This is a genomic window from Sphingobacterium sp. GQ94, from assembly GCF_059758715.1.
Genome location: NZ_JCAXEC010000005.1, coordinates 15288 through 37830, shown reverse-complemented (window position 1 = coordinate 37830; position 22543 = coordinate 15288). Strand labels below are relative to the sequence as shown.

General features: G+C 36.4%; 19 protein-coding genes and 1 riboswitch. Of the genes, 13 read left to right on the top strand and 6 right to left on the bottom strand.

Annotated elements, in window-relative coordinates; all coding sequences use genetic code 11:
- Positions 1-122: 122 nt before the first annotated feature.
- The 4 genes from hisS to AC6CHH_RS06430 form a co-directional block, all read right to left on the bottom strand.
- Positions 123-1502, bottom strand: a complete 1380-nt coding sequence (gene hisS / locus AC6CHH_RS06445; protein ID WP_498280952.1) for a histidine--tRNA ligase — start codon at positions 1500-1502, stop codon at positions 123-125.
- 60 nt (positions 1503-1562) lie between these two features.
- The gene (rnc, locus tag AC6CHH_RS06440; RefSeq protein ID WP_498280949.1) at positions 1563-2303 is read right to left on the bottom strand and encodes a ribonuclease III; all 741 of its coding nucleotides are present in this window, start codon (positions 2301-2303) and stop codon (positions 1563-1565) included.
- An 81-nt stretch (positions 2304-2384) separates the two neighbouring features.
- Positions 2385-3638, bottom strand: a complete 1254-nt coding sequence (gene fabF / locus AC6CHH_RS06435; protein ID WP_498280947.1) for a beta-ketoacyl-ACP synthase II — start codon at positions 3636-3638, stop codon at positions 2385-2387.
- 27 nt (positions 3639-3665) lie between these two features.
- Positions 3666-3902, bottom strand: a complete 237-nt coding sequence (locus AC6CHH_RS06430; RefSeq protein ID WP_079643602.1) for an acyl carrier protein — start codon at positions 3900-3902, stop codon at positions 3666-3668.
- Positions 3903-4172: 270 nt separating this feature from the next.
- Between AC6CHH_RS06430 and AC6CHH_RS06425 the strand changes: the two genes are divergently transcribed.
- From AC6CHH_RS06425 to AC6CHH_RS06395, 7 genes are all read left to right on the top strand, one after another.
- Positions 4173-4673: an IPExxxVDY family protein gene (locus AC6CHH_RS06425; protein ID WP_498280945.1), complete on the top strand. Its 501-nt coding sequence runs from the start codon at positions 4173-4175 to the stop codon at positions 4671-4673.
- 112 nt (positions 4674-4785) lie between these two features.
- Positions 4786-6219, top strand: coding sequence for a pyruvate kinase (gene pyk, locus AC6CHH_RS06420; protein ID WP_498280943.1), 1434 nt, complete (start codon positions 4786-4788; stop codon positions 6217-6219).
- A gap of 283 nt (positions 6220-6502) precedes the next feature.
- Positions 6503-8377 (top strand): sensor histidine kinase, encoded by a 1875-nt coding sequence (locus AC6CHH_RS06415; RefSeq protein WP_498280941.1) that lies wholly within the window; start codon positions 6503-6505, stop codon positions 8375-8377.
- An 18-nt stretch (positions 8378-8395) separates the two neighbouring features.
- Positions 8396-9085, top strand: coding sequence for a response regulator transcription factor (locus AC6CHH_RS06410; RefSeq protein ID WP_498280939.1), 690 nt, complete (start codon positions 8396-8398; stop codon positions 9083-9085).
- Between the two features lie 180 nt (positions 9086-9265).
- Positions 9266-9364: riboswitch (SAM riboswitch) on the top strand.
- Between the two features lie 70 nt (positions 9365-9434).
- Positions 9435-11744 carry a 5-methyltetrahydropteroyltriglutamate--homocysteine S-methyltransferase gene (metE, locus tag AC6CHH_RS06405; protein ID WP_498280937.1) on the top strand — a complete coding sequence of 770 codons (2310 nt, stop codon included), beginning with the start codon at positions 9435-9437 and terminating at the stop codon, positions 11742-11744.
- A gap of 235 nt (positions 11745-11979) precedes the next feature.
- Positions 11980-12501, top strand: coding sequence for a DUF4833 domain-containing protein (locus tag AC6CHH_RS06400; RefSeq protein WP_498280935.1), 522 nt, complete (start codon positions 11980-11982; stop codon positions 12499-12501).
- A gap of 84 nt (positions 12502-12585) precedes the next feature.
- Complete coding sequence (locus tag AC6CHH_RS06395) at positions 12586-13749, top strand: alpha-hydroxy acid oxidase (protein ID WP_498280933.1); 1164 nt, start codon at positions 12586-12588, stop codon at positions 13747-13749.
- 104 nt (positions 13750-13853) lie between these two features.
- Here AC6CHH_RS06395 and uvrB read toward each other — a convergent pair whose 3' ends face one another.
- Positions 13854-15893 (bottom strand): excinuclease ABC subunit UvrB, encoded by a 2040-nt coding sequence (uvrB, locus tag AC6CHH_RS06390; RefSeq protein WP_498280931.1) that lies wholly within the window; start codon positions 15891-15893, stop codon positions 13854-13856.
- A gap of 118 nt (positions 15894-16011) precedes the next feature.
- Between uvrB and upp the strand changes: the two genes are divergently transcribed.
- The 4 genes from upp (at position 16012) to AC6CHH_RS06370 (ending at position 18470) form a co-directional block, all read left to right on the top strand.
- Positions 16012-16656 carry a uracil phosphoribosyltransferase gene (gene upp, locus AC6CHH_RS06385; protein WP_498280929.1) on the top strand — a complete coding sequence of 215 codons (645 nt, stop codon included), beginning with the start codon at positions 16012-16014 and terminating at the stop codon, positions 16654-16656.
- Positions 16657-16763: 107 nt separating this feature from the next.
- Positions 16764-17237 (top strand): ribonuclease H-like YkuK family protein, encoded by a 474-nt coding sequence (locus AC6CHH_RS06380; RefSeq protein ID WP_498280927.1) that lies wholly within the window; start codon positions 16764-16766, stop codon positions 17235-17237.
- Positions 17238-17300: 63 nt separating this feature from the next.
- On the top strand, positions 17301-17903 hold the full coding sequence (gene pnuC / locus AC6CHH_RS06375) for a nicotinamide riboside transporter PnuC (RefSeq protein WP_498280925.1): 603 nt from the start codon (positions 17301-17303) through the stop codon (positions 17901-17903).
- Positions 17904-17915: 12 nt separating this feature from the next.
- The gene (locus AC6CHH_RS06370) at positions 17916-18470 is read left to right on the top strand and encodes an AAA family ATPase (protein ID WP_498280923.1); all 555 of its coding nucleotides are present in this window, start codon (positions 17916-17918) and stop codon (positions 18468-18470) included.
- Between the two features lie 156 nt (positions 18471-18626).
- Here the strand turns inward: AC6CHH_RS06370 and ahcY are convergent, their stop codons facing one another.
- Positions 18627-19943 carry an adenosylhomocysteinase gene (gene ahcY, locus AC6CHH_RS06365; protein WP_498280921.1) on the bottom strand — a complete coding sequence of 439 codons (1317 nt, stop codon included), beginning with the start codon at positions 19941-19943 and terminating at the stop codon, positions 18627-18629.
- A 166-nt stretch (positions 19944-20109) separates the two neighbouring features.
- Between ahcY and AC6CHH_RS06360 the strand changes: the two genes are divergently transcribed.
- Both AC6CHH_RS06360 and AC6CHH_RS06355 read left to right on the top strand, forming a co-directional pair.
- A complete protein-coding gene (locus tag AC6CHH_RS06360; protein ID WP_498280919.1) occupies positions 20110-20520 on the top strand; it encodes a BrxA/BrxB family bacilliredoxin in 411 nt (136 codons plus the stop codon).
- A gap of 241 nt (positions 20521-20761) precedes the next feature.
- Positions 20762-22414 carry an amidohydrolase gene (locus AC6CHH_RS06355; RefSeq protein WP_498280917.1) on the top strand — a complete coding sequence of 551 codons (1653 nt, stop codon included), beginning with the start codon at positions 20762-20764 and terminating at the stop codon, positions 22412-22414.
- Positions 22415-22543 lie beyond the last annotated feature (129 nt).

Below are 22543 nucleotides of genomic sequence, written 5' to 3'. Positions count from 1 at the left end.
AATATTAACGATATTTTGAAGATTTTTTAGGTTACAATGTGTGTTTTTCTCAGAACCTTGATCTTAATTTTCGCTAATGGCAAACAAAAAGGACCCTATTCAAGTCCTTTAATGATTCTTTGCTATTGTAAAATCTTTATTAATTCTTCAACATTCACTTCGGTTTGCTCACCTGTAGACATATTTTTTAGAGATAGTCTACCTGATTCGACCTCTTGTTGACCTATCAATAATACAAATGGGATCTGCTTTGAATCTGCATAGCTCATCTGTTTTTTTAGTTTTACCGCCGTGGGATATAGCTCAGCTGAAATCTCATTTTCTCTTAACTTACATAATAATGGTAAAGTGAAGTCTTCGATTTGAGCGTCAAAATTTATGATGAGTAATTTGGTGCGATGTAAATTGTTAACGGGAAATAAGCTAAGCTCTTCCAATACATCATAAATTCGGTCCGCCCCGAAGGATACCCCGACCCCCGTTAGACCTTTCAGTCCAAACATACCTGTCAAATCGTCGTAACGACCTCCGCCTCCAATACTTCCCATTTGCACCTCATTGGTTTTCACCTCAAAAATACACCCTGTATAATAATTAAGCCCCCGAGCTAAAGTAATATCTAGTTCAACTTGTCTGTCTAATAATTCCGGGTGACCTAGCTTTTTAATGTAATTAAAAACTTCCTGAAGTTCTTCAAGTCCCAATAGACCAACCTGAGAATTTGCAAGCACTGATGCAAGGGATTCCATCTTTTGTTCATTGTTTCCACTCATTTCAATGATGGGTTTCAGAATCTCCAAGTCCTCTTGGGTGAACCCTCGTTCAAGGAGTTCTTTATTTACTCCATCCAACCCTATTTTATCAAGCTTATCAATAGCAACCGTCATACTCACAATTAACTCGGGTTTACCTACCACCTCAGCAATCCCCGAAAGGATCTTGCGATTATTAAGTTTTATTGTAAAATCTTTTAATCCTAGTGCTTTTAGCGCTTCGTGATAAATCAGCACAAATTCGGCCTCATTTAATAGTGAGTCAGAACCAACCACATCTACATCGCATTGATAAAACTCCCTATAACGACCCCGCTGTGGACGATCTGCTCGCCAAACAGGTTGAATTTGAAAACGTTTAAAAGGAAGGGCAATGTCATTTTGATGCATAACCACGTATCTTGCAAAAGGCACGGTTAAATCGTATCGCAATGCTTTTTCTGAAATAAAAGGAATTAGAGAATTAGAAACTTTTGTTTGCAACAAGTCCGTTGGGGCCTTTGCAAGATAATCTCCGGAATTTAGAATTTTGAAAATCAGTTTATCACCTTCATCTCCATATTTACCAGTTAAGGTATTCAAATTCTCAAATGATGGTGTTTGAATTTCACTGTACCCATATTTTTTAAAAATAGACTTTAGTGTATTAAAAATATGATTACGCTTATCCATTTCTATGGGAGAGAAATCGCGTGTCCCTTTTGCTAATGATGGTTTGATCGTTGCCATGCAGCAAAATTAATATTTACTCTTAGTATTCCCTATTTCCGGCCTATCTTTTTGAAATATTTATTCGGAGTCGAATACTTTTAAATATTCACAAGCCCTTTCTGCAGCAATTTTCTCAGCACTTTTTTTATTAAAATCTCGACCAAGACCACAATCTTCTCCATCAACAACCGCCTTGATGGAAAACATTTTATTGGATTCTCCATCGGGATTATCAATCTGCATAAAGGCGACATCTTTACCATTGTGCTGGCACCATTCAATTAATCGACTTTTAAAATTAGTTTCGGTAATCTCTAAAACATGGATATCTACGTGCGGCTTAATGATTCTGGAAAGCAGGAACTCTCTTGTAAAGGAATAGCCTTTATCTAAATATACAGCCCCCACCAAAGCTTCAAATGCATCTCCCAAAAGAGATCCTTGCTTGTTGGGATAACCAATCATTCGAGCATCGAATTCAATTAGTTCGTTAAAGCCCAATTTTCTTGAGAGTTGATTGAGATTGACTCTAGAAACGATTTTCGATCGCATCTCGGTTAAAAAACCTTCATCTTTATAGGGATAAAGTTTAAATAATAATTCTGCAACGATAGAACCTAATACCGCATCTCCTAAAAACTCTAATCGTTCATTACTATTCTTCACACCATCTTTTATCACAACAGCCACAGATTTATGTCTGAAAGCCATTTGATAGAGGCGTATGTTGCCAGGAACGAACCCTAAAATATTCTTTAGCCTTCGAAAGTAAGTCCGATGAGGAGATAGATATAGTTTATAAACTAGGAGAATAGGCATGTTACGGTAAAATAACAAATAGGTAGTTGCAACAACTACCTATTTAATGTTTAGCCTTTTGCAAAATAAAACAACATTTATTTAATCTTTAAACTTCTTAAAGATTACAGTGGCATTATGTCCACCGAAACCAAAGGTATTACTCAGAGCTGCATTCACAACCCTTTTCTGAGCAGTATTAAATGTAAAGTTCAGTTTATTATCTAATTGAGGATCATCAGTGAAGTGATTTATGGTAGGAGGAACAATATCGTTCTTCACAGCTAAAATTGAAGCAATCGCTTCAATTGCGCCTGCAGCACCCAATAAATGACCAGTCATAGATTTTGTCGAGCTAATATTCAATTTATATGCGTGGTCACCAAATAAATCAACGATTGCCTTGGTTTCACTTACGTCACCCACTGGGGTTGACGTACCATGCACGTTAATGTAATCAATATCAGAGAAGTCCATCTCAGCATCCTTAATGGCCATGGTCATTGCCAACTTGGCCCCCAAACCCTCAGGATGTGAAGCTGTAATATGATATGCATCAGCACTCATACCCCCTCCTACAATTTCCGCATATATCTTAGCACCTCGAGCTAATGCATGTTCTAAGCTCTCCAATACAATTGCACCAGATCCTTCTCCTGAAACAAATCCATCACGATCCTTGTCGAATGGACGGGACGCAGTTTTTGGATCGTCATTACGCGTAGAAAGCGCATGCATTGCATTGAAACCACCTATACCAGCATCATTAATGGTTGCCTCCGAACCACCTGTAACAATAATGTCCGACCGTCCTGTACGAATGTAAGTAAAGGCATCAATCATTGCATTGGTAGCCGAAGCACAAGCAGAAACTGCCGAAAAATTTGGCCCTTGGAAACCGTGACGCATTGAAATATGTCCCGGTGCCAAATCGATGAGCATTTTTGGAATAAAGAAAGGATTAAACCTAGGAGTACCATCTCCTTTGGAATAATTCACAACTTCTTCGGTGAATGTAGTCAAACCTCCAATCCCCGATCCCCAAATAACACCTACTCGAGTCCTGTCTAATTTTTCAAAGTCCAAGTTTGCATCCTTAATTGCTTCATCAGTTGATGCAATTGCATACTGAACAAAAGGATCTAACTTCCGGGCTTCTTTCCGATCCAAGTAGTTATGTGGATCAAAGCCTTTGACCTCACAAGCGAATTGTGTTTTGAATTTTGACGCATCAAAATGCGTTATAGGAGCGGCACCACTTACACCGTTGATCAATCCATCCCAATATTCTGAGACAGAATTACCGATCGGTGTAAGTGCACCTAACCCTGTTACAACTACTCTTTTAAGCTCCATTTATACTATTTGGCCTAATAAAATTAGTTAGTTAACATTTTTTTCTAGGTAAGCGATAGCTTGACCTACAGTACTGATGTTTTCAGCTTGGTCATCAGGAATTGCAACGTTGAATTCTTTTTCGAATTCCATGATCAACTCAACTGTATCAAGTGAGTCTGCACCTAAATCATTCGTGAAAGAAGCCTCTGGTGTTACTTCATTTTCATCTACACCTAACTTTTCTACGATAATTGCTTTTACTCTTGATGCGATATCTGACATGATTTTCTAGTTTAATTGTTTAATAAATCTGTGCAAAGAAAAAATAAATTTCCCCAATAATCAAATCTTTTTGATTTTAGAAACCAAATAAAGAACAAAGTCACCCATATAAATGTTTTTCAACAGCCTATATATTAACCTTATTCAATGATACTAAAACAAAAATAGTTTTACAAACTTAATGTATAATTATTAATTTTTTTACTTAAAAATCTGATTAAAACTTCATAAATCCATAGATTTGTATCGGAATCCTTTAGCATTACTGACTTGAGCAAAATTACATTTAGACTTGAAACTGACTTTGATTTAGAACTTGATTTTATTTTAATAGGAATCAGTTCTGTCCTGAAAGATTACCGTCTTTGTCATTTTATAAACAAGCACTCTGGACTTAAGTTTGTACATGGCAGGGAAGATCATATTGATCACAATGGAAATAAAAAAGAAAAACCTAAAGATGAATTAGACTACCATATCATTTATGAGAACAAAAAGAACAAACCTAGTGTACAACACTATTTTAGTACTTTTCGGTATCATGATTCTACCTTTGAGTTTGAATATTATTTGATGAGTAACAGATCTTTGAAAGGAACATTATTAATCCCTGAAATATCGAGTTTTGACTATTTCTTAATAATAAAACACTATATTGACGATGAAGATTTAACGACCCTCATTGATAACATAAAATCCATACCTGAAATCTTGCTTGTAAAAGAAATAGATCCAAGTATATTGAAATCTAAAGAAAATCTAATATTTTAGCGGAATATTTAGATAGTGTACGATTTACACATAAACCTATAATTCGTTTATACTGGGGAGAAATTAAAACGAAAGATGATACTTAAGAGTGAAAATTTAAAAAATAATTTAAATGGATAAATTAAAAAAGCGGACCAAAATTGTAGCTACATTAGGACCAGCTTCTTCTAACAAAGATGTATTAACCCGCATGATAGCTAAAGGCGTTGATGTATGTCGCCTTAACTTTTCACATGGAAGTCAAGAAGATCACTTAAAAGTGATTAACACCATTAACGAAATTAATCAAGAAAATCCATTTAACGTAGGTATTTTAGCCGACTTACAAGGACCAAAAATCCGAATCGGCAAAATGAAAGAGGGCGGAGCGATTTTAGTTAATGGTAGCAAAATCGAAATCACAACTCATGAATTAATAGGAGATGAAAAACGCATTTACATCTCGTATACCAATTTCCCTAATGATGTTAAAGAAAATGAAATCATCCTTTTAGATGATGGAAAACTACAACTCCGTGTTCTCAACACCAATCACAAAGACACCGTTACCTGTGAGGTTGTACATGGTGGTATTCTAACATCTAGAAAAGGGGTAAATTTACCAAATACTAAAGTCTCTATCCCATCATTAACTGAAGAGGATTTAGATAATTTAAACTTTGCTTTAGATCATGGAGCAGATTGGATTGCAATGTCATTTGTACGTTCAGCGGAAGATATCTACCAAGGAAAGGCGATTATTAAAGAAAAAGGATCACACGCTAAAATTATCGCTAAAATTGAGAAACCAGAGGCCATAGAAAACATTGATGCTATTATCGAGGCAACAGATGCGATCATGGTTGCTCGTGGAGATTTGGGTGTTGAAATGCCAATGGAAGAAGTTCCCGGTTTACAAAAAATTATTGTACAGAAATGTCGTAATCTATCTAAACCAGTAATTATTGCTACCCAGATGCTGGAAAGTATGATTACAACTCCTCGTCCAACGCGTGCTGAGGTGAATGATGTAGCAAACTCTGTAATTGATGGTGCCGATGCTGTGATGTTAAGTGGAGAGACCTCGGTAGGTGAATTTCCTGAAATAGTTATTGAAACAATGGCAAAAGTTATTACACATGTAGAGGCTACCTCGTATCCGTATTACAGTGATAAGGAAGCATTAGGAACAGTGGACATTACACGTATTCCAGATGCAATTTGCAGCTCCTCAATCTTTTTAGCGGAAAAAACAAAAGCTTCAGCAATCGCTGTAATGACCGACTCGGGATACACAGCATTTGAAATTTCAAGTTACAGACCGAATGCTGACACCTATGTGTTTACAGGAAATAAAACGTTGTTGCGCACCTTAAGTTTAGTCTGGGGTGTAAAAGCATTTATATATGAAAAATACGAAAGTACAGATGGTACTATTCAAGATGTAAATGGACTGTTAAAACAATACCATTTGGTAGAACCAGGTGAAATTGTAATTAACACCTCTTCTACGCCGCTTCATGCCAAAGGTAGAACAAACACAATTCGCGTATCTGAGGTGAAATAACTTTCACTATTTATTCAGCACTACGTGTTTAGCCAGATTTGAAAAAGAATATTTTCGAATCTGGCTATTTTTTTGTTTTTACCAAAGTAAAACCTTTGGCTATTTTTCCCGATGGATTACAGACAATGCATTCTTTAATTCCATTTTTGGATAAACTATTCATGCCTGAAAAAAATGAATTTTGTAAAAAAACAATCCAAATAGTCCAAAAAAAAAACGATATCATTGTTAAAATGTGTTAAAGGAGAAAATTAGCACCTTTCCCTTATTACTTTTGTAACAAATGAAAAAGAGGAGTATCGCGCTTATTATCTGGCTAATGTCTTTTGCCTTAATTGCTGTTATGGCAATGCAATTTTATTTTGTCAGGGAATCTTTTAGGCAAAAATCAAAAATATTTGATGAAGCAGTTAAAGCTGCGTTGGCCTCCGTAGTAAGCAAAATAGAACGAAAAGAAATATTCGATTTTGCTAGAGAACAAGGCAGAATCAATCAAGAACGCTATAGGTTAAATCAAGAGCGACAAAAACAAAAGGAACAGATTCTTGCTCAACAAGTGGCCTATCAAGAACGAATCAAAAAGCTGCAACAGGATGTCTTTATTTATCAAAGAAATTTCAGCGAACTTGAAAAAGATTTGAATACTAGATACTCAAATATCCCTATCGAAAACAGCTTTTTTGAAACCTATATTCGAAGAAAAGAATATAGAAACCTCATCATCATCACTTTAGAACAAGAAATATCTCCAGACATGACCCTGGAGCCTTATGCAAAAATTGATGCCGTTAAGGCCATTCCAATGGTTGAACCAAGGGACGATAGTACACGATATATCATCCCGGAATTCAACGGATACCACAAAACTGCAACAAGTTTCCGTTGGGTCACGCTTCCTCCGAGGACGAACATGAAACTCGTTTCTGAAATCATAGAATTAGAACAAAAATTAGCGAAGCTGACTCAGCTTAAATTGGACGGGGCTTTTACTTTATTTGATACGGTGGCTATCATAGGGGGTAAAAAAAGTTCGGTGGTAGAAGATGTCGCAATTGGGTTGGAATTATCTAAAAGACCATTATCCAAGCGCTTGAATCAAGATTTTGTCTTGGATTTATTGGTTAATGAACTATCTGATCGAGGGATCAATTCTTCCTTTGTCATGCAGGTAAAAAATTCTAAAAACTCTCCAGCGGTTTTTCAAGGAGTTTTTCAATTTAAAAAAGAAAACTTAAAAGAGACCAGCAATCCTACGATCTATACCGCAAAACTATTTCAGGGTGATCAAGGTAAACCTCCTGGTGTTCTGAGTATCTATTTCCCCAATAAAGGAAGTATAATTGCAGACACTATGGGATATTGGCTTTTTCCGACAATCATTGCCCTACTAGCTTTATTGATAGGTTGTTTCGCCTATACTTTATTGATTATCTTTAGGCAAAAGAAGATTTCAGAGATGAAAACAGATTTCATCAACAACATGACTCACGAATTTAAAACTCCCGTTGCAACCATTATGATTGCCAGTGAATCTTTGCGAGATCCTGAAATCTCAGCTGATGGAAAACGAGTAAACAAACTGGCGACCATCATCTACGATGAAAATGTCCGTCTGGGCTCTCATATTGAAAGGGTTCTCAATATTGCCAGATTGGAAAAAGAGAATCTAAAAATAGAACGAACAAATGTAAAAATAAACGATTTGGCTTCAGCAGTTTTAGAAAGCATGAAACTTCAACTCGAAAAAGCGAATGGCACAATGCACATAGAATTGGATGCTAAACACGACTTAGTCGTAGGAGATGAACTGCATTTGTCAAATGTTTTATATAATTTGGTAGATAATGCCATTAAATATAGCAAGGATAAACCTGAAATTACGGTAAAGTCTTTCAACAGAGATAAAAACGTTATCATCACGGTTACGGATAAGGGAATCGGAATGACAAAAGATCAATCAGAAAAAATATTTGACCAATTCTACCGTATACCTACCGGCAATATACACAATGTAAAAGGGTTTGGGCTGGGGCTAAGCTATGTGTATGATATTATAAAAAGATTAAACGGGAAGATATCGGTCAGAAGTGAAAAAGATAAAGGCACGCAATTTGAAGTAGTTCTCCCGTTAAAAAACGCATCGCGGGAAGTTGCTTAAATTTTAGATAAAAAAAATATGAATCAAAAAATATTATTAGCAGAAGATGACCCGAATTTGGGGGAATTGCTTAAAGATTATCTTGAATTAAAAGGGAAGTTTGATGTCGTATTATGCGCCGACGGTCAACTAGCGATGGATGCTTTTAGAAAAGATGAATTTGATCTTTGCATCTTGGATGTCATGATGCCAAAAAAGGACGGTTTTTCTTTAGGTAAAGATATTCGAAAAATAAATCAAACAGTACCTATCATCTATGCAACTGCAAAAGGAATGATGGAAGATAAGACGCAAGCTTTTGAGTTAGGTGGTGATGACTACATTACAAAACCATTCCGCGTTGAGGAGTTGTTATTGAGAATTCACGCACTATTGAAGCGAGCAGCTAAGGATAAGGAAGAAGAAATATTAGACAAATTTGAAATTGGAGATTACTTTTTTGACTACACAAGTCAAATCATTTCTTTTAAAGGCCAGCAACAAAAGCTCTCCACAAAGGAAGCTGAGCTGATGAGGTTATTGTGTATCAAAAAAAATGATGTGTTAACGCGTGAAGAAGCATTGATCAAAATATGGCATGATGATAATTATTTCACGGGACGGAGCATGGACGTTTTTCTTAGTAAATTGAGAAAATACCTAAAAGAAGATCCTAATGTAGAAATTGTAAATGTACATGGAAAAGGGTACAAACTGCTTGTTAGCTAAAGCTCCAATATCTATAAAAATAGATTGTAAAATAAATCGACGAATAGACTCTATCAAAAACAGAGTCTATTTGTTGTTAAAGGCACTTTTTAAAAGAAAGATCAACTCCATCATTCTTTATGATTATACAATTCCAATCTTTTTTTTGGGAATTAAAGATCTAATTCATACCTTAGCCTCCGCTTATAGAGAAAGGCAGAGGGACTAGACCCGATGAAGCCTTAGCAACCTGTCACTTGACAAGGTGCTACATTCTACCTGAAAAGGGAAAGATAAGCTGGCCTCATAATTCTTTGGGAGCCTTCTCTTAGCAAACGATTTTAGTATAATTAATTTAGTATAATACTTTATGTTATTAACAAACAATTTAGGTTACCCACGCGTGGGCGCATTCCGCGAATTGAAAAAAGCTAATGAGGCCTATTGGGCTAAGAAAATCAGCGCGGAAGAATTATTGCAAGCTGGACTAAAAATCCGTGAAAGCAACTGGAAGACTCAAAAAGATGCCGGCATCGATTTGATCCCTTCCAATGATTTCTCATTTTATGATCAAGTTTTAGACTTATCATTAACTGTTGGGGCTATTCCATCACGTTATCATTCATTATTAAACAAAATCGACCGTCAGTATAATTTAGATTTATATTTTGCGATGGCTCGTGGTTTCCAAGAAGGTGGTGTTGATGTCACTGCTATGGAAATGACAAAATGGTTTGACACCAATTACCATTACCTGGTTCCTGAATTTGTAAAAAACCAAGAATTCAAATTAACTTCTGAAAAATTCTTAAGTGAATACAACGAAGCAAAGAAACTTGGCATTGAAACTAAACCTGTTTTTATTGGTCCAATTTCTTACTTATTATTAGGAAAAGAAAAAGAAACAGATTTTAATCGTATCGATTTAATCGATAATTTATTGCCTGTTTACCAAGAAATCCTTACCAAATTAGCTCAAGCAGGGGCAAAATATGTTCAAATCGATGAACCATTCTTAGCATTGGACATTGATGATCAGACACGTGCACTTTACGTAAATGTATATGAAAAATTAAGTAAAGCTGCTAATGGTGTAAAATTAATTGTTGCTACTTATTTCGAGGCATTACGTGACAATGAAGATATTGCTGTTAACCTTCCTGTACATGCGTTGCACTTAGATCTAGTTCGTGGTGAAAATCAGCTCGACACCATATTAACCAAAATTCCTGCAAACCTTACCTTATCATTAGGCGTTGTTGAAGGACGTAATATTTGGAAAAACGATTACGAAAATTCATTAAAGAAAATTAATCAAGCGATTCAAGCATTAGGAAAAGACCGTGTTTGGGTAGCTCCTTCATCTTCTTTATTACATGTTCCGTTTGATTTAGATAATGAGAAAAATGAAGAATCTTTACCAACAGAGGTAAAAAATTGGTTAGCATTCGCTAAACAAAAATTGGCCGAAGTAAAAGACTTGGCAATCCTAGCTGAGGGGGAAGTTGATTCAGACACTCAAAACCGGTACCAAGCCAACAAAGAAGCTGCTCAAAGTCGCCGAACTTCACCATTGATTCATAAACCAGAGGTTAAGAATCGCGTTAGCAACATCACTGATGAGGATGCAAAACGTACATCAATCTTTAACGATCGTAAAGCAGCGCAGCAAGCAAAATTTGGTTTACCAGCTTATGCAACGACAACTATCGGATCTTTCCCTCAAACCAAGGATGTGCGTAAATGGAGAGCGGATTTGAAAAAAGGCGCAATCACACAAGAGCAATACGATAAAGAAATTTCTGAGGAAACGGAAAGAACTATTCGTTTACAAGAATCACTAGATATCGATGTATTGGTACACGGTGAATTCGAACGAAATGATATGGTCGAATATTTTGGTGAACAATTGGCAGGTTATGCCTTCACTCAAAATGGATGGGTACAATCCTACGGTTCTCGTTGTGTGAAACCTCCAATTATTTTCGGAGATGTTTACAGACCTCAAGACATGACTGTACGTTGGTCATCATATGCACAATCTTTAACAAATCGTCCTGTAAAAGGAATGTTAACTGGTCCAGTTACTATTCTACAGTGGTCATTTGTCCGTAATGATCAGCCTCGTTCAACAACGACTTACCAAATCGCTCTAGCAATTTTAGATGAAGTTCAAGCGCTAGAAAAAGCGGGTATTAAAATTATTCAGATTGACGAACCAGCAATTCGAGAAGGCCTTCCTTTACGTAAAGCTGATCAACAAGCTTATTTAGATTGGGCAGTACGTTCTTTCCGCGTATCTTCATCCAATGTAGAAGACGATACTCAGATTCACACACACATGTGTTATTCTGAATTCAATGATATTATTCAAGACATTGCCGCGATGGATGCAGACGTGATCACAATTGAAACGTCTCGTTCTCAGATGGAGTTATTGGATGCTTTTGCAGACTTTAAATATCCAAATGATATTGGTCCTGGTGTTTATGATATTCACTCACCACGCGTTCCTAGTACAGAGGAGATGGTAGATTTGCTTCGCAAAGCTAAAGCTGTAGTTCCTGCTGAACAATTATGGGTTAATCCAGACTGTGGATTAAAAACCCGTGCTTGGCCAGAAACGAAGGCTGCTTTAGAATCTATGGTGGAGGCTGCCAAAATTTTAAGAGCTGAGTAAAACACCAAAAACACTTTATTTAAACAGTCCGTACGTAAAAAGTCGGACTGTTTTTTTTTAAATTTTTCATAAAATGGTATATAGAATGTATTAGGTTGAGCAAGAAGGATCAGATAACGACTAGGTTTCTCAATATTTTTAGATGGCAACCTTTGCCCTAACGATTAAGATGGAAAACTTTATTTTTGATTCACTTATCCTTAATCCAAATTCAGTATCTTAACAGAAAAAAACGATGAGAAGGTTAACCATTAACATCTTTCTGTTCCTCGTATACGGCATGGCCTTCTCTCAGGATAATTATCCTGAGCCAAAGGGCGTAAATGATCTAATGTTTTATATCCAACACAACCGGTCAACAAATACCTATGTCTATACCCTTAATTTGGATACGAAAAAAGAGTTAAATCGAAAAACACCTATCCTAGTCTTTAGACAACTTTTTGAAAATGATGGTGAAATTCTATCGCTCACAAATATTCAGAAAAGATATGCTTATGGTATCAAATCTGAAGAATTGGAAAACAATAGTTTTGAGTTAAAGATTATATCTCTACCTGAGCAAAAACTGTATTTACATATTCCAAAAAATGGAAGCCCATACATTATTACCTCTGTAAATGGTGTTAAATTAAGATTAGAAAGGATATTTCTCAAATTAAAAGAAGGAACATGGGGATTGGGTACAAAGGTCGAATACATCCTATTTTATGGAAAATCTAATAATAAATACGCAATTCAAAAATTGATATTGTAATTTTTAAAACCATATGGTACAGGACAGTATAACCATTTATATTGTCGAAATTTATAAAAAATAGGCCAATAAGAAATTAAACCAATGAACAAAAAAATAAGCTTCTCTTACAACTCCAATTTTCCTTCAGTTGCTGATTTAAAAAAACGTGCCAAATGGCGAATTCCAAAGTTTGCCTTTGATTACCTGCAGGGTGGATGTAATGAGGAACTGAATTTAAGAAGAAATGAAAGTGACTTTGATGATATTTTATTAAAGCCTCAATACTTACAAACGAGCCATGAGATTGATATGTCTGTGGAACTCTTTGGACATCGCTACGCAGCACCTTTCGGAATTTCTCCTATTGGTTTGCAAGGTTTGATGTGGCCAAACGCACCCGAAATATTGGCTAAAGCAGCTGCTGAACACAACATCCCCTACACCTTAAGTACAGTTTCAACGAGTAGTATAGAACGTATTGCGGAGGTCTCTCAGGGCAAAGCATGGTTCCAACTTTATCATCCGACTGAGGATCGGCTAAGAGATGACATTTTAAAAAGGCTTCAAGCCGTAGAATGTCCGGTGTTGGTGGTACTAGTGGATGTACCTTCTTTTGGACTACGGTATAAAGAAATCAAAAGTGGGCTGTCTATGCCTCCAAAGATGAATATTAATAATATTCTACAAGCATTGATTTGTCCAGAATGGGGTATTAGAACATTAAAACATGGAATTCCTTCCTTTGCCACGCTAAAGCCATACATGGAAAAAGGGCTTGATTTGACTCAGCTTGGCAAGTTCATGAATCAAACTTTTACAGGAAAAGTAAATATCAATAAGGTCAAAGCAATTAGAGATATTTGGAAAGGTCCTTTAGTGCTAAAGGGTATAACCACAGAAGAAGATATGCAAGCAGCGATAGCTATTGGAGTTGATGGTGTTATTGTTTCCAACCACGGAGGACGACAAATTGATGCGGGCGAATCCTCTATTCATTCGCTCATTCGTTTGACCAGAACCAATCAATATAAGGACAAAATTAAAATTATGTTGGATGGTGGAATCCGCTCTGGAGTAGATCTAGGCAGAGCACATGCCGTTGGTTCAGATTTCAATTTTATGGGAAGACCTTTCATGTATTCTGTAGGAGCCTTGGGAGATCAAGGGGGAAATCATGCAATCAATCTATTTAAAGCACAACTCTATCAGCTTATGCAACAATTAACGATTGATCATGTTAATCAATTTCCAGGTAGATTGTTGTAGACATTTGGCTAAATAAAATTTTACAATCCTATTTTTGATTTATAAATAGGATTGTAAAATTTTATTTTTTTAAAAATCTATTGCAAATCGATTGAGCGTAATGCTCAAGAAGTTTTTGTCTCGAATTTTTCTTGATATGCCTTTTCTAAAGCAAACATTTCATCCCTCAATTTCGCAGCTTCTAAAAAGTCTAACTCCTTTACAGATTTATCCATCCGTTTTTTAACTGTTAAAATTGCCTTTTTCATCTCCTTTTCATTCATAAATTGGATTAAAGGATCTGCGGTGACAGCCTTAGTCGGATCAGGTTCTGTATATATTTTGGATTCACCATTGAAATCAGCTACCGAAGTTTGTTCCATAATCTCTTCCCTAGTTTTACCAACAGTCCTAGGGGTGATGCCATGCAAAGTGTTGTAAGCCACTTGCTTTTCCCTTCTGCGATTGGTTTCATCTATAGTTATCCGCATACTATCGGTCATCTTGTCGGCATACATAATCACCCTCCCCTTGTCATTACGGGCAGCTCGTCCAATCGTTTGAATCAGAGATCTTACCGATCTCAAAAACCCTTCTTTATCCGCATCTAGAATCGCAACCAGGGTGACCTCCGGCAAATCCAAACCTTCGCGTAATAAATTCACACCGACAAGGACATCGAATTCCCCTAATCGAAGCCCTCTTAATATTTCAACTCTCTCTAATGTTTTTACCTCAGAGTGAATGTATCGCACTTTAATATTGAGTCGGTTCATGTATTTGGTTAACTCTTCAGCCATTCGTTTGGTTAAGGTTGTTGCCAAAACGCGCCCCCCTTCTTTTATCGTTTTCTCTACTTCTTCCAAAAAATCGTCAACTTGATTGATAGCCGGTTTTACCTCTATCTGCGGATCTAATAATCCAGTCGGTCTAATTACTTGTTCAACAACCACACCTTCAGTTTGTTGCAATTCATAATCACCTGGTGTTGCTGAAACATAAATGGTCTGATTAGTCAAAGCCTCAAATTCAGGAAAATTAAGTGGACGATTATCCATCGCTGCCGGAAGTCGAAAACCATGCTCAACAAGAGATATTTTCCGAGATCGATCTCCACCATACATTGCCCTTAATTGTGGAATTGTAACATGGCTCTCATCAATGACTAATAAATAATCTTCCGGAAAATAATCCAATAAGCAGAATGGGCGCATCCCGGGCTGTCTTCCATCAAAAAAGCGGGAATAATTTTCAATTCCTGAACAATATCCGAGCTCACGCATCATCTCCAAATCGTAATTCACCCGTTCCTCTAAGCGTTTTGCTTCTAGCATCCTTCCTTCGTTCTCCAATTGAGTTTTTCTAACCACCAGCTCCTCTTGGATAGCCCAAATGGATTCCGTAAACTTCTCTTTGGGTGTCACAAATAAATTCGCTGGAAAAAGAGCCAAACTCTCATGTTTTTGAATAGTCCTTGCAGAAACCGGATCGATCTCACTTAATTCATCAATTTCATCTCCAAAAAAAGAAATTCTATAAGCAGTATCTAAGTAAGCCGGATAAACATCAATCGTATCACCTTTCACACGGAATGTTCCCCTTTTGAATTCCGAGGTGGTTCTGGCGTATAAAATTTCCACCAAACGATGCAGAAATGCGTTTCTACTAATAACTGTACCTACACCAAACCTGAAGATAGAGCGTGAAAAATCTTCGGGATTTCCCATACCATAAATACAAGAAACCGACGATACCACAATAACATCTCTCCTTCCAGACATTAAGGAAGATGTTGTCGCTAATCGGAGCTTTTCAATTTCTTCGTTAATCATTAAATCCTTTTCGATATAGGTATTACTGGAAGCAATAAAAGCCTCAGGTTGGTAATAGTCATAGTATGAAACAAAATAATTGACTGAATTATCAGGGAAAAATTGTTTAAATTCTCCATACAATTGAGCCGCAAGTGTTTTATTATGGCTTAAAATCAAAGTAGGTTTCTGAGTCTGTTGGATAACATTAGCAATAGTGAAGGTTTTTCCTGAGCCTGTGACACCAAGTAACGTTTGGTAGGTTTCACCTTGATCAACGGAGGTAACCAATTGTTCAATAGCTGCAGGTTGATCTCCAGTGGGCTTATATTCCGATGTAATTTGAAATTTCATGTTTTTTCTCTCCTGAAACTAAGTTATTAAAATTTATCTCCATATCCCATTAATATATTTTGTCCTCCTATTAATGCAAAAAATTATTAGTAATTTGCTTGTAAATAAGACTTTTGCTATGGTCACAATCTTAACAAAACAAAACAGCTTAGTCAATCATTTTCTGAGCGAACTAAGAGATGTTAACATCCAAAAGGATCGTATGCGTTTTAGAAGAAACCTTGAGCGTGTAGGCGAAATAATGGCCTATGAGATTAGTAAAACCTTAAAGTACTATAACCAAGACGTGGAAACACAACTTGGTATCGCCAACACACACTTACTAGCAGAGCAACCCGTCATTGCGACCATATTACGCGCTGGTCTTCCGTTTCATCAGGGATTACTAAATTATTTTGATGGTTCGGATAGTGCATTCATTGCAGCCTTTAGACATACTAAAAAAAGCGGTGAATTTGAAATTCAAAAAAAATATCAGAATACACCGAATTTGGATGAAAGGGTGGTAATTATGGCGGACCCTATGCTGGCTACAGGAAAAAGTTTGGTGTTGTGTTGCAAAGACCTTCTTGCCGAATATTCGATCAAGGAATTGCACATTGCAACCGTGATAGCGTCCGAGGAGGGCTTACAACATGTACGTGCTTTTTTACCAGAAGCTCATCTCTGGATTGGATCTGTTGACAATGAACTTACCAGTAAATCTTATATTGTTCCCGGTCTTGGAGATGCTGGAGATCTAGCATTCGGCTGTAAACAATAAGCGTTAAAGCAACGTCTTAAGACAATAAATAATTAGCAATTACTTAATACACAAATTAATGAAAATGAATAGGATAACATTAAATTTATCAAAAAAACAAGCAAACTATGAATTGGCAAAAATACAATGGGGAGAGCATCAAGAGCTCAATATGTACGGCTGTTGAAGAAACTATTTTACGTGAAAACAATGCCGGTAACCAACTAAAAGTTTTCATCGGAACAGATTCTCAAGTCAAACGTGGAATCACCGAATTCGCAACAGTTATCGTGTTTCTACGCGAGCATCGGGGAGGATTTATGTTTATCAATAAATTCCGTAAATCCCAAAAAATGACCATTAAAGAGCGAATGTTAATGGAAGTACAACAATCCATTGAAACAGCCTACCAACTTTGTCCATTGTTAGATCAATACAAAATCGATCTCGAAGTCCATGCCGACATTAACACCAACCCAAATTTCAAATCCAACACAGCACTGAAAGATGCAATGGGATATATATTGGGTATGGGGTTCATATTCAAAGCAAAGCCAGAATCCTTTGCTAGCACCAATTGCGCAAACAAACTAGTACAATAAGTCATAAGTCTATTGCATTTTCTTCCTTAAGTATTGCTAACTTTAAAAATACAAAGATGAAGAATGCAAGATTATCTTTCTCAAATTTATCAACAATTCATTCAAACCAGTCTTTTAGAATGGATTGCCACCATTAGTGGATTCATATGTGTTTATCTGGCTTCCAAACAGAATATTTGGAGTTGGCCAATTAGCATCATTTCAGTTTTATCCTATCTTTATATTTTTTTTCAAAATAAACTTTATGGAGATGCCCTTTTGCAAATCTATTTTCTAAGCACAGCAGTTTATGGTTGGTATTATTGGGACAAACGCGCGCACTCTAAGGAAAAACCAATAAACTCTCTAAAGGCGAAGGAATTCTTTTTTACCCTTTATATCATTTCAGTTTTAACAATTGTTTTCACCCAATTATTGACAAAGGTAACAGATTCTGATGTGCCATTTGCGGATGGATTCTGTACTTCCATTAGTTTGGTTGCTCAATTTTTGATGACCCGTAAGATATTACAAAACTGGCTTCTATGGGTCTTTGTTGACCTTTGTTACATCCCATTATATCTTCACAAAGGACTTATTTTAACCGCTGTACTTTACTTAGCTTTTGCCATAATTGCATATTATGGCTTTAGAGATTGGCGAAAAACCTACCAGAATTTTCAGTAGTTTTGCAGCGCTATGAATACTGAACATCAAAACATCTTAAAGATAGCAATAGTTGGTCCTGAATCTACCGGCAAATCAACTATGGCAAAGTTTCTAGCTAAGGAATTTGACAGCCTTTGTGTCCCCGAATATTCCCGATACTATTGCCAGAATTTAAATCGAAATTATACGCCACAGGATGAACTAAATATGTTTTATGGGCAACTCGCTTTGGAAGACGCCATTCTTTCAAGCCAACCCAAACTCTTATTTTGTGACACGACTATTTTAACGGTAAAAATATGGTGTGATTACCTATTCAAGCATACCCCTAGTGAGGTCACTACGGAAATCAAGCGCAGAAAATATGACTTTTATCTTTTGATGGACATTGATTTGGCATGGGAGGATGACCCTATGCGAGATTTTCCTAATCAAAGAGAATATTTCTTAAACACCTGGAAAAACGAGCTCGAGAATTTAGGATCTACCTACTCTCTAGTAGGTGGGCAAAGACAGCAACGTTTAATGAATGGTCTGAATGCTGTAAAAAATTATTTAAAGAAAAAAAATGAAAAGTTGCCTTAACAAGCGAATTTTTGCAAATAATAAAGGTCCAATTCATTAAGAATCTGGACCTTTATTCATTTTCAGAATGGTTAAGAGAGAATCTTCAAATTAAATTCCGATTTATAATCAAGAATCATAGTTTGCCGAAAGCTCTTAATCGTTAATTTTTATTTCTTAGTAACGATAAGCTTCTGGCTTATAAGGACCATCTACTGTCACACCAATATATTGCGCTTGATCTTCTGTAAGGACTTCCAATTCAACACCTATATGAGCTAAATGTAAGCGTGCAACCTTTTCATCTAAATGCTTAGGCAAAGTATACACTTTTTTCTCGTAATGGCTGGTATTGGTCCAAAGTTCTAATTGTGCTAAAGTCTGATTGGTAAATGAATTCGACATTACAAATGAAGGGTGGCCAGTAGCACATCCTAAATTTACTAATCGGCCCTCTGCCAATAAGATAATATCCTTTCCATCAATGGTATACTTGTCAACTTGTGGTTTAATTTCAATCTTTGTATTTCCGTAATTTGAATTTAACCAGGCTACATCGATTTCATTATCAAAGTGGCCAATATTACACACCACTGTCTTGTCTTTCATCGCTTTGAAGTGTTCAGCACGAATAATATTTTTATTCCCTGTTGTGGTCACAACAATATTTGCTTCCTTAATCGCATCGGCCATTTTCTTCACTTCAAAACCTTCCATCGCTGCTTGTAAGGCACATATTGGATCAATTTCAGTTACAATCACACGCACGCCCGCGGAACGTAAAGATTCAGAGGAACCTTTACCAACGTCACCATAACCTGCTACTACGGCCACTTTTCCAGCCAACATTAAATCAGTAGCCCGACGTATAGCATCCACTAAAGATTCGCGACAACCATATTTATTGTCGAATTTAGATTTAGTCACCGAGTCATTCACATTAATCGAGGGTAAATGAAGAGTTCCATTTTTCATTCTTTCATACAAGCGGTGAACGCCCGTTGTCGTTTCCTCGGATAACCCTTTAATTCCGTCAATTAATTCTGGGAATTGATCGAAAACCATGTTCGTTAAATCTCCACCATCATCTAGAATAAGATTTAAGGGTTGGCGTTCCTCTCCGAAGAATAAGGTTTGTTCAATACACCAATTGAATTCTTCTTCACTTAGTCCTTTCCAAGCATACACAGGAATACCAGCAGCAGCGATTGCCGCAGCAGCGTGATCTTGTGTAGAGAAGATGTTACAAGATGACCAAGATACCTGAGCACCTAACTCAACGAGGGTTTCAATTAAAACAGCAGTCTGAATAGTCATGTGTAGACATCCCGCTATACGAGCACCCTTTAATGGTTTTAATGCACCAAATTCTTGACGCAAGGACATTAAACCCGGCATTTCAGCTTCTGCCAATTCTATTTCTTTACGACCCCACTCTGCTAAAGAAATATCTTTAACTTTGTATGGCACATAGGTAGTTTCTAATGAAGACATATAAATTACTTTTTTTAGTTATTGAAGCACAAAATTACTTGATAGCCAACTCAATTCAAAACATTGAGGCATTATTCCCAATAAATTGACATTTTCTTGAGGATACCGTCTTGATTAACGTATCTTTTAGCAGTATATTTGCATAAATCATTAAAAAGATAGTAGTATGTATCCAGAATATTTAGTAGCTCCAATGCGTCAAGAATTAATTGATGCCGGATTCCAAGAATTAAAAACTGCTGAAGATGTTGATCAAACCATCCCTTCTGAAGGAACTGTATTGGTTATCGTTAACTCAGTATGTGGATGTGCAGCTGCCAACGCACGCCCTGCAGCAAAAGCAGCCGTTAAAAACGAAAAACATCCTGACAAACTTGTTACCGTTTTTGCCGGGATGGAGAAAGACGCTGTTGATAAAGCGCGTCAATATATGTTGCCTTTCCCTCCCTCTTCGCCTGCAATGGCTTTATTCAAAGACGGAAAATTGGTTCATATGATTGAAAGACATATGATCGAGGGCCGTCCGGCTCAAATGATTGCTGATAATTTAGTAGCAGCGTTTGATGAGTATTGTTAAGATCATTTAATGTTGATTTTTGAATAACAGAAAAAGCTTTTTTCTAATTAGAGAAAAGCTTTTTCTATTCTATGCATTTTCAAAAGTACGAATGCCTCCAATTAAATTATAGCTCTCGCTATAAGCAAATTTCCCAAGTTTGCCCGGCTATAGTATTCAAAAGAAGATAATTTCTTTTGTTTTAAAGCAATGGATAGTTCCCGAATTTCTTATTACATTTGTTTACACCTCGATTTTGATTATGAAAATATTAAGTAACCTTTTCTACCTATTTATTATAAGTTTATTTTTGAGCTGCTCCAATAATAACCAAGTTGATTTGATTGTGTACAATGCCAAAGTGTACACCGTGGATTCTTCTTTCTCTATACAGGAAGCTTTCGTGGTAAACAATGGTTTGTTTGTGGAGATAGGCAATTCAAAGGATTTATTGAATAAATATGAAGCCAAACAAAAAGTAGATGCACAAGGTAAATTTATTTATCCCGGATTTTATGATGCACACGGCCATTTTTTCATGTTGGCAGAAGCCTTGGATGAGGTTAATTTAATTGGATCAACATCATTTGATGAGGTCATTAACAGATTAAAAATATACATTACTGAAAATCCAGGAAAGAAATGGATTATTGGTAATGGATGGGATCAAAACCTTTGGGAAAATAAAGAATTCCCTACTAAAGACTCCCTCGACAAATACTTTCCAGATATCCCGATTTATCTCTCCAGAGTAGATTATCATGCAGCATTAACCAATAGCAAAGCCATGAAAATCGCTGGATTAGATAGCGCCTACTTTGTAGACGGAGGTTTGATTTCCACAAATTTGAAAGGAGAGCCCGATGGAATATTAGTTGACAATGCAATGCAAATAGTCACTAAAAATATTCCTAAAGAAGAAAGCAAAGAACTTCTCAAAACGTTACGTAGAGCTCAAGACTCCTTATTTTCGGTTGGATTAACCAGCATTGTTGATGCCGGTCTTAGCAGTCAACAGATTGAATCATTAAAAATATTTTATAACGAAGACTCTTTAAAAATACGTGATTACGCTATGGTACTCGCTAATTCGGAATCAATTAATGAATACCTGAATTCTGGCACTTTTGAATCTGAAAAATTAACAGTTCGTTCCTTTAAATTAATGGCAGATGGAGCATTAGGGTCAAGAGGAGCTTGCTTACTTCACCCCTACCATGATGCGCCAACGAACGGTTTTTTACTTCAAAGCCCACAGGAGTTTGAAGAGATTATCAAGCGCTTAGCAAACAGTAATTTTCAAGTAAATACGCATGCAATTGGTGATTCTGCAAACCGAATTATATTGGACATCTATGGAAAATATCTTCAAGAAGGCAAAGAGAAAAGATGGAGAATCGAACACGCTCAAATTATAGCCCCAGAGGATTTTAAAAAATTTGCACAGTTTCAGATCATTCCATCAGTACAACCAACTCATGCCACCTCAGATATGAATTGGGCAGATGAGCGACTCGGCTCAAAGAGATTAAAAGGAGCATATGCATACAAAGATTTATTAGATCAATATGGCCTTTTAGCATTAGGGAGTGATTTCCCTGTTGAACATTATAATCCTTTATATGGTTTCCATGCAGCAATTGCACGAGTAGACAAACAGGGCTTACCCGTTGGCGGATTTCAAATGGAGAATGCAATTACCCCAGAGCAAGCCTTGAAAGGAATGACCATATGGGCGGCTTATTCCTGCTTCCAAGAGAAAAAAAGAGGGAGTATTGAAAAAGGGAAAGACGCAGATTTCGTTATTTTAGAAGATGACATTATGCATTCTGAGCTTGATAAAATTCGTAACATCAAAACCTTAAGAACAGTTGTTGCTGGAGAAACAGTGTTCCAAAAAACAGCCAAAAAATAACTATTGGAAGCACAAAGCAATTGGATTGGAATAGCTAACTATCCTTAAATTAAAAACTCTCAGACAAAATGCCTGAGAGTTTTTAATTTAATAAGGAACAATTTTAAATAATTAAAAAATAAATTTTGA